The organism is Bradyrhizobium sp. URHC0002 (assembly GCF_054059515.1).
The window spans coordinates 7,063,312-7,075,994 of record NZ_JBSSCF010000001.1; the positions used below are offsets into that span (position 1 = coordinate 7,063,312).

Here is a 12,683-nt window from a genome sequence, read left to right on the forward strand (position 1 = left end):
CAGCGAGCGCGCGATTTGGTTCCCGGCAGGGCAGACCACCAATCTCGCATCCACAGCAATCGCGGTTCCAATGTCCGCTATCGAACAGACAGACGATGATCCCGCTCCTAGTTTTTTCGGATGGACAAGAAAAAGGCCGAGGATCGGCCCCAGCAGGATTTGCAAATCGAGGCGCTGGTGGCGCTGGAACAAGCGCGAGCCATGCCCCGTGGCCCTGCGCGAAGCGAAGCGCTGAAACGGGCAGGTATTCTCCAGAACGCAGCTGATACGCAGGGATTGCTGTTCGCCAGACGCGGGCGTCCTCCAAAGACCTGATCTGCCCCTTCGGGCCCCATGTCGGCGAGCGCAGGCCACCGGAACCCTGAAACGGGTTGCAACGTTGCCCTCCAGGACAGCAAGGAGGCTCCGATGGGATTGGCCGAATACATGATCGTCTCCAAGCCGGACGGCTGGACGGTGCTCCACGACGGGACCGCGCAGAACGACTACGATACCAAAGAAGCGGCGTTCGAAGCGGCCGTCACCGCCGCGTCGCTGGCGATTCGCCAGGGCCACGAGGTCCACGTCAGCGTTCCCGGTCGCGAGGCCGGCAACGGGACCGCGCTTGGCGCCAAGGATACGCAAAGCGCGCCGTGATACGCCCGCACGCGCCGCGATCCGCCATCGAGATCAGCGCCGCAATGACCCGACCGGAGACGGTCGCGCGCGCAACTCGCACGAGCATCGGCGCCTTAACGATCGCGGCTCGGAATTTGAGGGCGCCGATGGAATCGGCGCCCATGTCAAAAACAAGATCGTGATAGGTGACTCAGGTCACATCCGCGCGTGACCGTTGGCTGTAATGCGGTGGTGCAAATCACACTGCATATCGAGCCAACGGAGTTTCCATGAAGCGTTTGTTGATTTCCGGATTCGTGGCAGTCGCCCTGCTCGCTGTCGCAACCACAATGCGTTCGTACTCAATTTCCCATGAGCATTCTACCGTGACCACCGGCGCGGCGTTGTCGAAAAAATCTCCGGCCGCCGCAGGCGTAACCAGGCTTCCGATCGAGGAGTACGAGGATATGTCGCTGGTCTTTTCGACTCCCGTGAAGCATTAAAGAAACCGGGATCGCCGCCGCGTCGAACGACCCTATCGCTTGGTCGCGCGCTCGAGGAATTGCACCAGCGCGGCGCGGTCCTGCTCCGAGCCGATGCGTTGCTCCGGCATTTTGGTGCCGGGCGTATAGGCCTGCGGCCCAATCTCGAACAGCTTGGAAACCGTCTCCGGCGTCCAGACGATATCGAGCCGCTTGAGCGCTTCGGAAAAATTGTAGCCCGGTGCGGTGGCGATGCGCCGGCCGAAGATGCCGGCGAGCGTCGGGCCTGCGCGGTTGGCCTGCTCGGCGCCAAGCGTATGGCAGGCGACGCAGGCGCGAAAGATTTCGGCTCCGCGATCGCCGGCATAGGCGGCGAGCGGATCTCCCGCTGTCTCCAGCAGAATCGGATCGACCGGCTCGCCCGTCGCCGCGTTCCAGCGCCGGATGATGTTGTCAGCGCCGCCCGTGAGCAGCGTGCGGCTGTCGGGCAGGAATGCCACCGACCAGACCGGCAGGCCCGGACCTACCAGCGTGTGCGTGAGCGTGCGCGCCTTGCGGTCGATCACCGCGACCGTACCGCCGATGCCCGCGGCGGCAACCAGCGCACCGTCAGGCGAAATCGCAATCGAAATCACCGGCCTTGGTCCCGCCGCAGCCTCGCCGGTCCGCGAACCGCCTGCGCTCAGAAAATAGACCTTGCCGTCGGCACCGCCGACGGCGATTTCACCGTCGGCGCTGGCGGCCACGGCGTTGAGCGGGGTCGGCATCGGGACGACGGTTGGCGTTTGCGCTCCCGACAGCGGCCAGATGCGAACGCTGAGGTCGTAGCTGACGCTGACCAGGGCGCGGCCATCGGCGGTGAACGCCACGCCGTTGACGTTCTGCGTATGCTCGTCGAGCACACGCGGCGCCCCGCCAGCGAGCGGCCAGAGTCGCACCGTGTGATCCCACGAGGCTGATGCGAGCGTTGCGCCATCGGGCGACACCGCCAGCGCGACGATCGGCGCCGTGTGGCCTTCGAACACCGCGTCGGGCTCGGCCTTGCCGAAGGTCCAAAGGGCGATACGGCCATCGGCGCCGGCGGTCGCCACGCGCCCCTCCCCGAGCATCGCGACCGCGTTGACCGCGTCCGAATGGAACCGAAGCACCTGCTCGGCCGCATTGCGCGTCAGCGACCAGCGGATCGCGGTCGAATCGAAGCTGCCGGAGATCGCGCTTTGCCCATCGGCCGATATCGCCAGCGCCCGCACCGGCCCGCCATGGCCGCGCAATTGCGCGAAGGCGGCCGTCGTACCGATCGGCAGAGCGATCAACAGGGCCGCAAAGCTCAGAAGCGCAGACTGGCCTGCCTTGGCGAGCGAAGCGTTCGCGGCAATCCTTTGCTGCATCCGCATCGGCCTCAGCGCACGCCCGGTCTGTCGCGGTCAAGGCCTTTCGCCTGGAGGTCGTCGAGGTAGTCCTGAAAACGCCGCCCGGCATTCACGCCGAGATCGTGCAGGAACGCCCAGGAGTAGATGCCGGTCGAGTGCATGTCGTCGAATCCTATCCTGACGGCATAATTGCCGACAGGATCGACGGAAAGAATGGTCACATTACGTTTGCCGCCGACCGTCTTGCGCTCGGCTTCGGAATGCCCCTGCACTTCGGCGGACGGGCTGGTCACCCGGAGCAATTCGGCGGGGAGATCGAAGCTGCGGCCGTCGTCAAAGGCAACACGCAGCGTGCGGCGATCCTTCGGAAGGCGGATTTCGACCGGCCACGCCAGCGTGACGTCAGGCACGCCCACCGCCGGCGTCAGCTCGGGCCGATCAGATTATGGCCGGGATCGCCGACCCTGGCGCCCGTGGTCGTAAACGCGACCGAGCTTGGCTCCTGGATGGTGTTGAGCACCATCGCGACGCCGACGGCAGCGACGACTGCGAATGCCAAAGCCGCAACGAAGGATTTCATGTCACTTCCTCACCTTTGACTTGAGCCGAACAGGATTTATTCAGCCGGCACCGCGCGGGCCGGACGGTCGGCGGCTGTGCCGGCCTTGGCCTGCTCCTCCTGGACCCAGAGCGCGTGATGCTCCTGCGCCCAGTTGAGATCAACCTCGCCCGTGCCCATTGCGTCGAAAGCACCTTCCATGCCGATCGAGCCGATATAGATGTGCGCCAGCATGACGGCGATGAAGAGCATCGCGATCACGGCATGGATCACGGTCCAGAGCTGCAGCGCCGTGACGTTGCCGGGCAGATACGGGAACAGCAGAAACCAGCCGGACACCGACATCAGCGCGCCACCGATCACCACGATCCAGAAGATTCCCTTCTGGCCGGCATTAAAGCGCTTGGCCGGCGGATGCTTGCCATTGGGCAGAAGACCGCCACCCTGCTTGATCCACTCAATATCGAGTTTGCCGGGAATGTTATTCTTGATCCAGATCAGGAACATGATCGCGACACCCAGCATGAACGGGAATGCCAGGTAGTTGTGCGCAAGCTTGGCCCAGGCCGACATCGCCGCAAAGGCGTCCGGCCCGAACAGCGGCAGGATCAGGATCCGGCCGAAGCTGACATTCAATCCTGAGAGCGCCAGAACGATGAAGCAGCTTGCCGTCAGCCAGTGGACGAAGCGCTCGAAGCTGGAAAAACGCAGGATGGTCCGCCCCGAGAACCCCCGCTGTACGCGAATCCGGCCTCGCACCATCAGGAAGATGGCCAGCACGGCCAGCATTCCGAGAATGGCAATGCCGCCGATCCACGGCAGCTTGCTACGGTGGAAGTCGCGCCAGTCGCGCCCCGCAGGCTGGATCAGATTGGCCGCATTTCCGTCGGGGATCGATACGCGCCCGGAGATCTTGTCGCCCTCCTTCAGCGCGTTCAGCAACTTGTCTTCCTGAACGGCTTCGGCGGTGGGCTTGAAGGAAAGCTGCGCCGCCGCAGGCTGCGCGAACACGAACAGCAGCGCGAGCGCGGCAAGCAAGGGCCTGAACATCGCGAGCTTGAGAATTGAAAGTGAGCCTGGCATTTGCACAACGCCCTTTCGGTTATCGGAATTACGCATGCGCCGCCGCGCCGGAGCACGGCGGCCGTTGCATCAGCCGGTCGGTGAATCGCTGTAGGCGGTCTTCCAGCCCCACATGCCCGAGCCGTAACCGCGCTTCATCACCCGCTCCTTGTAGATTTCGGCGATGATCGCGCCGTCGCCGGCGAGCAGCGACTTGGTCGAGCACATCTCGGCGCAAATCGGCAGCTTGCCCTCGGCCAGACGGTTGGCGCCGTATTTGGCGTATTCGGCCGGCGTCGAGTCGGCTTCCGGCCCGCCCGCGCAATAGGTGCACTTGTCCATCTTGCCGCGCGATCCGAAGTTGCCGACCTTCGGATATTGCGGCGCGCCGAACGGACAGGCGTAGAAGCAGTAGCCGCAGCCGATGCACAGATCCTTGGAGTGCAGCACCACGCCGTCGGCGGTGGTGTAGAAACACGATACCGGGCAGACCGCGGCGCACGGCGCATCGGTGCAATGCATGCAGGCCATCGAGACCGAGCGTTCGCCGGGCTTGCCGTCATTGATGGTGACGACGCGGCGGCGATTGATGCCCCACGGCACTTCATGTTCGTTCTTGCAGGCCGTCACGCAGGCGTTGCACTCGATGCAACGGTCGGCGTCACACAGAAATTTGACGCGAGCCATGATCTATTCTCCTCTCACGCCGATTGGATCTGGCACAGGGTCACCTTGCCCTCGTGCATGCCGGTGACCGGGTCGTAGCCGTAGGACGTGATCGTGTTGACGCTTTCGCCGAGCACGATCGGATCCGACCCCTTCGGATAGTTGCCGCGTTGGTCGACGCCCTGGAACCAGCCGGAGAAGTGGAATGGCATGAATGCCACCCCCTTGCCGACACGGTCGGTGACCAGCGCCTTGACCCGGGCCTTCGAGCCGTTTTCCGGACCGAACACCCAAACCCAACCGCCGTCCTTGATGCCGCGCTCGGCGGCATCCGACGTGTTGACCTCGACGAACATGTCCTGCTGCAATTCGGCGAGCCATTTGTTCGACCGGGTTTCTTCGCCGCCGCCTTCGTATTCCACGAGACGTCCCGAGGTCAGGATGATCGGGAATTGCCTGGCAAGCCCCTTGTCCACCGCTGCCTTCTGAACGGAGAAGCCGAGATTGGCCATGCGGAACTGCCGCCCGTCCGGACGCGTCGGGTATTTCGCGACCAGATCGGGCCGCGCCGTGTAGATCGGCTCGCGATGAACCGGCACGGGATCGGGCAGATTCCACGCCACCGCGCGAGCCTTGCCGTTGCCATACGCCATCACGCCGTGTTCGAGCGTGACGCGGATGATGCCGCCCGACAGGTCGACCGCCCAGCCGACGCCATCAGGGTTGTTGCCGCCGATCTTGTTGATGGTCGCGAGTTCGTCCGGGGTGAGATCCTTGTCCCAACCGAGCTTCTTGAGCACGCCGTAGGTGAACTCAGGGTAACCGTCGGTCAGCTCCGATCCCTTGCTGTAGGAGCCTTCGGACAGCAGGTTGACGTTCTTCACCGAGCCGTCCGGCTGCTTCTCTTCATAGACCACGCCGAAGCGGGCGCGGAAGGTGCCGCCGCCATCCTTGGCGTGAAGGTTGGTGTTGTAGAGCGTGTGGGTTCCCGGATGCTTGATTTGCGGCGTACCCCAGCACGGCCACGGCAGGCCGTAATAGTCGCCGCCGATTTCGGGCTCATCCGCCTTGGCGCGCAGGGTCACCAGGTCGAACTTGCCCTGGTTCTTCATGTGCGCCTTCAGCCGCTCCGGCGACTGGCCGGAATAGCCGGTCGAGAAGCCACCGCGGTTGATTTCCCGCAGCAGGTCTTCGGCAGACGGATGGTTGTTTTCTACCTTGATGTTCTTGAACATCGGATCGGCGAAGCCGAGCTTCTTGGAAAGCAGGTAGATGATCTCGTAATCGTCCTTCGATTCGAAGATCGGCTTGACGACCTGCTCGCCCCACTGCAGCGAGCGGTTGGAGGCCGTTCGTGAGCCCGAGGTCTCGAACTGGGTGCAGGCCGGCAGCAGATAGGTGCCGTTCTTGCGCTGCGAGATCGCGGCGAATGTGGTGGGATGCGGATCGGCGACCACGAGCAGTTCGAGCTTTTCGAGGCCCTTCACCATCTCCGTCATGCGCGGCACGGTATTGCCGCCGTGCCCCATGATGACCACGCCCTTTACGGCATCGCGCTGGTCGACGTCATCGGGGTTGGCCAGCGTCGCATCGAACCAGCGGGTCCACGGAATGCCCGGCAATTCCATGTTCTGCTTGCGGTTGCGGGCCGGACGGCCCGCCTTCGCCGGCACTTCGTCGAAGCGCGACTGCAGATAATCGTATTCGACCTCCCAGACGCGCGCCCAGTGCTTCCAGGCGCCTTCGACCAGGCCGTAATAGAGCGGCAGCGTCACGATATCGAGACCGATATCGGTCGCGCCCTGCACGTTGCAGTGGCCGCGGAAGATGTTGGCGCCGCCGCCGAAGGTGCCGACATTGCCGGTCGCCAGCAGCAGGTTGCAATAGGCGCGGACGTTGGCGGTGCCGACCGTGTGCTGGGTGCCGCCCATGCACCAGACAAAAGCCGATGGCTTCTGCTTGGCAAAGGTCTCGGCGACCTTCTTCAACTGCTCGCCGGGAATTCCGGTGACACGCTCGACTTCTTCCGGCGTCCACTTCGCAACTTCAGCGCGGATCTGGTCCATGCCGTAGACGCGCTGCTTGATGAATTCCTTGTCTTCCCAGCCATTGTTGAAGATGTGGTGCAACATGCCCCAGATGACCGCGATGTCCGTGCCGCTGCGGAACCGGACATATTCGGTGGCGTGGGCCGCCGTGCGGGTGAAACGCGGGTCGAGCACGAACACGTTGGCGCGGTTGATCTCCTTGCCGGTGAGGATGTGCTGCAGCGAAACCGGGTGCGCCTCGGCGGCGTTCGACCCCATGAAGACGATGGTCTTCGAGTTGCGCATGTCATTATAGGAGTTCGTCATCGCGCCGTAGCCCCAGGTATTGGCGACGCCGGCGACGGTGGTCGAATGGCAGATGCGGGCCTGGTGATCGATCGAGTTGGTGCCCCAGAACGCCGCGAATTTGCGGAACAGATAGCCGCCCTCGTTGGAGAACTTTGCCGAGCCGAGCAGATAGACGGAATCGGCGCCCGACTTGGCGCGAATTTCCATCATCTTGTCGCCGATTTCGTTGATCGCCTGGTCCCACGAGACCTTCTGCCACTCGCCGTTGACCAGCTTCATCGGATATTTCAGCCGGCGGTCGCCATGGACGAGTTCGCGCACCGAAGCGCCCTTGGCGCAATGCGACCCGCGATTGATCGGTGAGTCCCAGGCCGGTTCCTGGCCGACCCAGACGCCGTTCTGCACTTCGGCAATCACCGTGCAGCCGACCGAGCAATGCGTACAGATGTTCTTTTTGATATCGGTCGGGGCGCCGACCTTCTCAGGACCGGCCTGCGCCTTGCGTACCGAGCCGAGCGGCATCAGGCCGATCGCGGCGCCCGCCCCGGCCGCCAGACCGGACCGCCGCAGGAAGGTACGGCGGTCGAGAACTCCAGACGCGAGGCCGGCGGCGATACCCTGCAAACGCGCCTTGCCCGCGGATCCGTCTCTTCGCTTCATCAACATGTGCGTTGTCCCATCAATAGCGGTTGACGCGATAGTAGTTCTTGACGTGATCGGTTTCCTTGTAGCGCGCCTTGACGCGCTCGGCCTGCGACTCGTCCGCCACAGCCTCACCGCCAGTGAGCGGCGCAACGGCTGCCGCTGCGACCGCCGAACCGCCCATCAGAAACAGGCTGCGCCGATCCACCCCCGTGACCCGTGACTTGCCCTTGCTGTCAGATGGCTTGCTCATTGCGATCTCCCGTTTCGCGTTGCCTTTCGCCGTCACTCGGACAGCGTGAAAGCCTCGGATTCCAGTTCCATGAAGACACGGCCGGTGCGGCCGACGGCGCGGTAGAAGCGCGCCGATGGTGACATTTCCAGATCGGCGAACATCCGCGCCGCCCACGGCTTGAGATGCCGTTCGAAAAAACGCGCCTGGTCGGCGAACTCAGCCTCGAAGTCGCCGCGTGCAAGGCCAGCCATGACCTCGAGCAGGATCGCTGCGTGATCTTCCGGCTCGCGAGAGGCGCCCGCGCGCTCGATCCCGAGCGCCCGCAAATCCTCACGCACCCGCGCCAGCGGACGCTCATGAAGAAAGCCGGTCAGATAGTAGGAGGCATAGGGCAGCAGTTCGCCGCGGCCGAGGCCGATGAAGAGATCGAAGAATTCCTTGCTCACGGCGCGGTCGTCCGTCGCGGCGGCTGCGGAGGCGAGTTCGACATGCGCCATGCCGAGTTCGGAGCTATCGCCCTTCAGCGTTGCAACCCGCTTGAGCGTCTCGGCATCGGGCGCCTTGCCAAGCAGCAGCGACAACAGGCCGTATTCTGCGGCGCGCAGTTGATCTATCTCGTCTATTTCGGGCTTCGATGTCACCTGATCCCCGGATGATCCGTACAGATCGGGACGCAGGACAAAACGATTCACCTGCGTCAGCGCCTCGACGGCGAGAACCCGTTCGGCGGGAATGCGCGACCACGCCGAGACCGAGGGCTGCGCAATGCCGATCCCTCGCGCCAGCGATGCAACGCCTCCCGCTGCTTTGATTGCTAGTTCCAGTCCGGCATCACGCATGGTGCTACCGATTTCTCCCCGCCCACTCGCACCCACGCCCACACGTTGTCCCTCATTTGGGCGTACAACTTGGAACTAGAATTATTCCAAGCCGGGAATCTCTAACATAGCCATTGGCTATGTCCGCAAAAACTTTTGTCTAAACAATCGGTTTTGCGGTGCCATGACGTCGCACTGGCTGTTGCGATGCAACAGGTTGCACCGGCTGGGTTTCTTCGGCCAGCGGGGGTTCGCTGGCATCGCCGTCAGCCTTTGAAACGGCTTCCGTCTCAGCCGGTTCCCCGGACTGTCTAAGGGACTGCACCGGGAGATCTTCCTGCGGTTTTGCGAACAGTTCCCGTTCCGTCAGCTCTGCCGGAGAGCCTGCGGCGTCATCTCTGGAACTTGCACCGGAACTTGTCGTTACGGCCGCGGGTTCGCCCATGATCTGCGACACCAGCCGCGCCACATCGACGCCGGCGCCGAGTTCGCCGCCGCCGGGAACGCCGCCCGGCGTATTCCAGTCGTACGCGTATTCGAGCGCGGGATTGACATAGTTACGGATCGCGGGATCCAGCGCCCAGGATTTTCGCAAGGCCGCATTTCGCAAATGTTCGGGAACGCCCTTGCGAAGAAACGCTGAGATGTCGGTGCTCGCAGTCAGTTCCTCGAGCGTTGGCAGGGTCGAGAGATCGAACTCCGGCGTGACGTCTTCGCCTTGCGGTGCGGGCGATCCGGACGATTCCGCGCTTTCGGCGGCCGGCGCGTCCTGCTTCGGCTCCGGCTGTTTTGCTTCCTGCTTGCGCTGCGACCATCGCGCCAGAAAGCCCTTATCGCCTTCGGCTTCGTCCGGACCACTCATCGGCGTCCCGTTCCTTCATCCGGCCGGTCGCCCGGCACGCGCGGCCGATCGCCCGCCGCGCGATCCCGCTTGCGCTTGTGGAACACGCGCTCGACATGGAATCGATCGACGAACGCCGCAATCCACGCCGCGATCTCGGGCGGCATCGGCACAGTGCCGATCACGTCGCAGCCGCTTTCGAACATCGCCTCCCCTTCGGTCGGGTCGGCGGTTACCTTTGTCAGTTCGAGTTCGGCGCCACCGTCCTGGCGCCGCAACGCGACCCAGATGCGCGGTGCGCCATCGGCAAGGTTATCGCGATAATTTGCGGTTTCCGCACTGAAGAGTTCGATGCTGGCCGAGCCCGCGTAATAGGTCGTCGTATCGGCCTCAGTGGACAGCTTGGTCCACGGCGCCGTTGACGGCACCTCGTCCAGGATCATTGCCGGCGACCACAACTGGTCGATCCAGGGATTGTCGATCGAACGGCGACGCACCACCACGCCAACCTCGCGGGATGCTTCAGTCATGGCCAATCCCGTCCTCTCTCCGGTGGGTCATGTGACAATCGCGGCCGCCGCCAACGGCAACCCCGCGACCAGATTTTGCGGCTTCAATCTCACCACCTTGTCCGCACCCATGGCGAGGATGAGATAGACCGGCCTGTCGCCGACCCGCTCATCCACCAGCCGCCCATCTTCGAAAGTCAGGCGCATCAAGGCCACGATACGCCCGGCAACGTCGCCCTCCAACCGCTCGCCGCGCCACAGCGCATTGCCGATCCGCGTCGCGTCGCTGTCGAGACCAACGAACCAGCGCCAGTCGCGATCTTCGATCGAGGCGATGGTTTCGACACTGACGGTAACGCCGAGCAGATGGCCAATCCACCGCTCGATGACCCGGCACAGGCCGGCGCGCGCCTTGGCGTTGCCGCCGAGATTCATGGCCATCGCATGGGCGTCCGAACGCGACCAGTAGGTCCAGGCGTTTTCGTCGTCCATCACGTCCATCTCGCCAAAGGACTTTGGCTGTTGCAGCATGGCCGTGAGCGGCGATGAATGCAGGTCGTGCTGGGCATGCTGCTCTGCCTCGATCACCTCCGCATCGGCCAATAGCAGCGTGCCGTCGTGAACGGCCGCCAGCTGGCTGCGATAGAACAGCTCCGCCGCACGCAATATATAAGGGTCGTCGCAGCCTTCGAGCGCGTTACGCAGGATCAGGTGACACAGTTGCGACAGAAAGATCGGCGGCAGGTCGCCGGCTCCTTTTCGGGCCAGTGCGACATAGACCGCCTCCAGCGACGGCGCCGCCATCAGCCGGTCGCGGAAATTCATCATGAAGGACCAATTCTCGCGCGCGTCGGCATCGGCAAGCCGGGCGATGTCGTTAGCTGAGACCGCGCGCAACGGATCGGCCATCAGGCCCGCATGCAGATCGCGCTCCGCTTCGCAAGCATCCGCCGGCGGCATCAATTCGGGCCGCGCCAGATAGGCCATGATGAGTTCAGGCGTCGCGACCAGCCCGCCGTGATCGGCGCGGCGCGTGAGGTGATGGCCCGAGGCGACCCAGAATTCTCTCATGTGCGATCCGTCGTCCTGGCATCGGTCCTGATCAGCCCGAGAAGATCGACCTCTTCTTCGGGTTCAGCATCGCCTTCGACTTCATGAAAGGTAAAGGCGCTGGCATGGGCGTGCAACCGATCGGCATCTGCGGCACCTGCGCGCGGCTTGAGGGTACGAAAGCGTTCGCGGATTTCGCCATTTTCAACGCTGCGCTGAACGGCGAGCAGCGTCTGCGGCGGATGTTCGCACAGCGAGCTTGCGAACGCGACCTCCTCCTCGGCGGCAACGCGCGCAGCCTCGGCATCGGGCGCCCCGAATTTCTCCACCAATTGGCGAGCGAGCCGCTCGATCATCGTCTCCCGCTCCGCTTCCGTGGCTTCGGTGACGATGGCAAGCGTCGACCATCCCAAACTGTCGATTCCGAGAAAGCCCGAACGCAACGCCACGCGCTGCTTCTGGCCGAGCGCGGCCGGATCCCGGTTCCAGAACACGAACGCGCCGGAAACCGCCCATTCCCCGGGTTCGGCTGCCCGCTCGAAAACAAAGGTATCGGACGGGTCCAACCTGATGGTTCGCGGAAATTTCAACATGTCCGCCTCATCCGAATTTCGGACCGCGCGCCTGCGGATCATACCAAGCAGTGCGTCCAAGCGCATCCACCAGACTGCTCCGTTCCGGCGCTCCGCCGCCGGTGGGCTGGCTCACCAGAAGATCGCCGTTGACGTCGATGCCTCTGATGTCGCCGGCCTTGCGCTTGGGAAGCCGCTCCAGATAGTCCCGCGCGATCGCCTCGAAGCCGCGCTCCTTCCAGCGGTCGAACGCGGTCATGAGGTGGCGGGCGAAGCTCTCGATGATCGCGTCGGTATCGACCATCTCGAAACCTTCGCTCAGCAACGACACGCCCGAGGCCGCCTGCACTTCCGGGACATGCGCCATGTCGGCGGCGCGCAGGATCACGCCGAAAACGAGCCATTCAGGTATGTCGTCTTCGGTGCATTCGGCCGGCCAGCCGAGCCGCCCGCCGCCGAGCAATCCCGCGTCGAACCGGATCGCGTCGGGCCAGTCGAAACTCACCTCCCGCTCCGGCGGACAATGGGCGGCAATCGCGTCCGCCAGCGCATTCATGCCGGCAAAGAATGCCCGGCGCGCCGAACGGAGCGGCTCGTCCGGTTCAAGCACCACCGCGAACTCGACCAGATCGTAACGGCGCACCCACACCAGTGTCCCGGCCCCCGCCTCCGCCGCGATCTCGCAGGCGTGACTGAAGGCGTCGCCGAGCTCGCGCAACGCGACCAAAGTATAACCGGGGGGCAGATCGAGCGTCTGTTCCGTATCCCCTGGACGAGCGATCACGAAGAACTATTCCCTCATTGCTTCAAAGCCCGCGGGTGTATGCTATCTCGCGCAAGGTGGCGGCGCGAGCGGCCTTTGTGTCTTGCAGATGTCCGCCCGAGCGGTTACCGCAGAACTGCGGGATAAAGCAACCGCCCGCTTAATGCATCGGGTCGAAGGT

The 12,683-nt window shown here is 63.8% G+C and carries 16 protein-coding genes; 3 read left to right on the top strand and 13 right to left on the bottom strand.

The annotated features are described in order from the left end of the window. Nucleotides 1-120 precede the first annotated feature (120 nt). The 3 genes from ACVWVY_RS34465 (at nt 121) to ACVWVY_RS34475 (ending at nt 1,100) form a co-directional block, all read left to right on the top strand. Nucleotides 121-315 carry a hypothetical protein gene (locus tag ACVWVY_RS34465; RefSeq protein ID WP_456630560.1) on the top strand — a complete coding sequence of 65 codons (195 nt, stop codon included), beginning with the start codon at nt 121-123 and terminating at the stop codon, nt 313-315. A gap of 93 nt (nt 316-408) precedes the next feature. Next, nucleotides 409-636: a hypothetical protein gene (locus ACVWVY_RS34470; RefSeq protein ID WP_456630561.1), complete on the top strand. Its 228-nt coding sequence runs from the start codon at nt 409-411 to the stop codon at nt 634-636. A 251-nt stretch (nt 637-887) separates the two neighbouring features. Then, entirely contained in the window at nt 888-1,100 is a 213-nt protein-coding gene (locus ACVWVY_RS34475) for a hypothetical protein (RefSeq protein ID WP_456630562.1), read from the top strand. 32 nt (nt 1,101-1,132) lie between these two features. Here ACVWVY_RS34475 and ACVWVY_RS34480 read toward each other — a convergent pair whose 3' ends face one another. The 13 genes from ACVWVY_RS34480 to ACVWVY_RS34540 all read right to left on the bottom strand — a co-directional run bounded on the left by ACVWVY_RS34480 (nt 1,133) and on the right by ACVWVY_RS34540 (nt 12,523). Then, nucleotides 1,133-2,467 (bottom strand): c-type cytochrome, encoded by a 1,335-nt coding sequence (locus ACVWVY_RS34480; RefSeq protein ID WP_456630563.1) that lies wholly within the window; start codon nt 2,465-2,467, stop codon nt 1,133-1,135. 11 nt (nt 2,468-2,478) lie between these two features. Next, a complete protein-coding gene (locus tag ACVWVY_RS34485) occupies nt 2,479-2,859 on the bottom strand; it encodes a gamma-butyrobetaine hydroxylase-like domain-containing protein (RefSeq protein ID WP_456630564.1) in 381 nt (126 codons plus the stop codon). A gap of 14 nt (nt 2,860-2,873) precedes the next feature. Next, nucleotides 2,874-3,029: a hypothetical protein gene (locus ACVWVY_RS34490; RefSeq protein ID WP_214486768.1), complete on the bottom strand. Its 156-nt coding sequence runs from the start codon at nt 3,027-3,029 to the stop codon at nt 2,874-2,876. A gap of 36 nt (nt 3,030-3,065) precedes the next feature. After that, nucleotides 3,066-4,091 (bottom strand): formate dehydrogenase subunit gamma, encoded by a 1,026-nt coding sequence (locus ACVWVY_RS34495; RefSeq protein WP_456630565.1) that lies wholly within the window; start codon nt 4,089-4,091, stop codon nt 3,066-3,068. 69 nt (nt 4,092-4,160) lie between these two features. After that, the gene (gene fdh3B / locus ACVWVY_RS34500; RefSeq protein WP_028348819.1) at nt 4,161-4,757 is read right to left on the bottom strand and encodes a formate dehydrogenase FDH3 subunit beta; all 597 of its coding nucleotides are present in this window, start codon (nt 4,755-4,757) and stop codon (nt 4,161-4,163) included. 14 nt (nt 4,758-4,771) lie between these two features. Beyond that, on the bottom strand, nt 4,772-7,738 hold the full coding sequence (locus ACVWVY_RS34505) for a formate dehydrogenase subunit alpha (RefSeq protein WP_456630566.1): 2,967 nt from the start codon (nt 7,736-7,738) through the stop codon (nt 4,772-4,774). A gap of 13 nt (nt 7,739-7,751) precedes the next feature. Beyond that, nucleotides 7,752-7,967 carry a hypothetical protein gene (locus tag ACVWVY_RS34510; protein WP_456630567.1) on the bottom strand — a complete coding sequence of 72 codons (216 nt, stop codon included), beginning with the start codon at nt 7,965-7,967 and terminating at the stop codon, nt 7,752-7,754. 32 nt (nt 7,968-7,999) lie between these two features. Then, complete coding sequence (locus tag ACVWVY_RS34515) at nt 8,000-8,788, bottom strand: molecular chaperone TorD family protein (RefSeq protein WP_456630568.1); 789 nt, start codon at nt 8,786-8,788, stop codon at nt 8,000-8,002. Between the two features lie 139 nt (nt 8,789-8,927). Further along, nucleotides 8,928-9,629: a DUF3306 domain-containing protein gene (locus tag ACVWVY_RS34520; RefSeq protein WP_456630569.1), complete on the bottom strand. Its 702-nt coding sequence runs from the start codon at nt 9,627-9,629 to the stop codon at nt 8,928-8,930. Then, nucleotides 9,626-10,138 (bottom strand): DUF3305 domain-containing protein, encoded by a 513-nt coding sequence (locus ACVWVY_RS34525; RefSeq protein WP_456630570.1) that lies wholly within the window; start codon nt 10,136-10,138, stop codon nt 9,626-9,628. The genes ACVWVY_RS34520 and ACVWVY_RS34525 overlap by 4 nt, the downstream gene beginning before the upstream one ends. Nucleotides 10,139-10,165: 27 nt before the next feature. After that, on the bottom strand, nt 10,166-11,188 hold the full coding sequence (locus ACVWVY_RS34530; protein ID WP_456630571.1) for a DUF6352 family protein: 1,023 nt from the start codon (nt 11,186-11,188) through the stop codon (nt 10,166-10,168). After that, on the bottom strand, nt 11,185-11,760 hold the full coding sequence (locus ACVWVY_RS34535) for a DUF6505 family protein (protein WP_456630572.1): 576 nt from the start codon (nt 11,758-11,760) through the stop codon (nt 11,185-11,187). The genes ACVWVY_RS34530 and ACVWVY_RS34535 overlap by 4 nt, the downstream gene beginning before the upstream one ends. A gap of 7 nt (nt 11,761-11,767) precedes the next feature. Continuing rightward, entirely contained in the window at nt 11,768-12,523 is a 756-nt protein-coding gene (locus ACVWVY_RS34540; protein WP_456630573.1) for a biotin/lipoate--protein ligase family protein, read from the bottom strand. Nucleotides 12,524-12,683: the final 160 nt, after the last annotated feature.

Coding starts and splice junctions, on each gene's coding strand:
- ACVWVY_RS34465 (WP_456630560.1), top strand. CDS start 121: ATGGACAAGAAAAAGGCCGAGGATCGGCCCCAGCAGGATTTGCAAATC.
- ACVWVY_RS34470 (WP_456630561.1), top strand. CDS start 409: ATGGGATTGGCCGAATACATGATCGTCTCCAAGCCGGACGGCTGGACG.
- ACVWVY_RS34475 (WP_456630562.1), top strand. CDS start 888: ATGAAGCGTTTGTTGATTTCCGGATTCGTGGCAGTCGCCCTGCTCGCT.
- ACVWVY_RS34480 (WP_456630563.1), bottom strand. CDS start 2,467: ATGCAGCAAAGGATTGCCGCGAACGCTTCGCTCGCCAAGGCAGGCCAG.
- ACVWVY_RS34490 (WP_214486768.1), bottom strand. CDS start 3,029: ATGAAATCCTTCGTTGCGGCTTTGGCATTCGCAGTCGTCGCTGCCGTC.
- ACVWVY_RS34495 (WP_456630565.1), bottom strand. CDS start 4,091: ATGCCAGGCTCACTTTCAATTCTCAAGCTCGCGATGTTCAGGCCCTTG.
- fdh3B (WP_028348819.1), bottom strand. CDS start 4,757: ATGGCTCGCGTCAAATTTCTGTGTGACGCCGACCGTTGCATCGAGTGC.
- ACVWVY_RS34505 (WP_456630566.1), bottom strand. CDS start 7,738: ATGTTGATGAAGCGAAGAGACGGATCCGCGGGCAAGGCGCGTTTGCAG.
- ACVWVY_RS34510 (WP_456630567.1), bottom strand. CDS start 7,967: ATGAGCAAGCCATCTGACAGCAAGGGCAAGTCACGGGTCACGGGGGTG.
- ACVWVY_RS34515 (WP_456630568.1), bottom strand. CDS start 8,788: ATGCGTGATGCCGGACTGGAACTAGCAATCAAAGCAGCGGGAGGCGTT.
- ACVWVY_RS34520 (WP_456630569.1), bottom strand. CDS start 9,629: ATGAGTGGTCCGGACGAAGCCGAAGGCGATAAGGGCTTTCTGGCGCGA.
- ACVWVY_RS34525 (WP_456630570.1), bottom strand. CDS start 10,138: ATGACTGAAGCATCCCGCGAGGTTGGCGTGGTGGTGCGTCGCCGTTCG.
- ACVWVY_RS34530 (WP_456630571.1), bottom strand. CDS start 11,188: ATGAGAGAATTCTGGGTCGCCTCGGGCCATCACCTCACGCGCCGCGCC.
- ACVWVY_RS34535 (WP_456630572.1), bottom strand. CDS start 11,760: ATGTTGAAATTTCCGCGAACCATCAGGTTGGACCCGTCCGATACCTTT.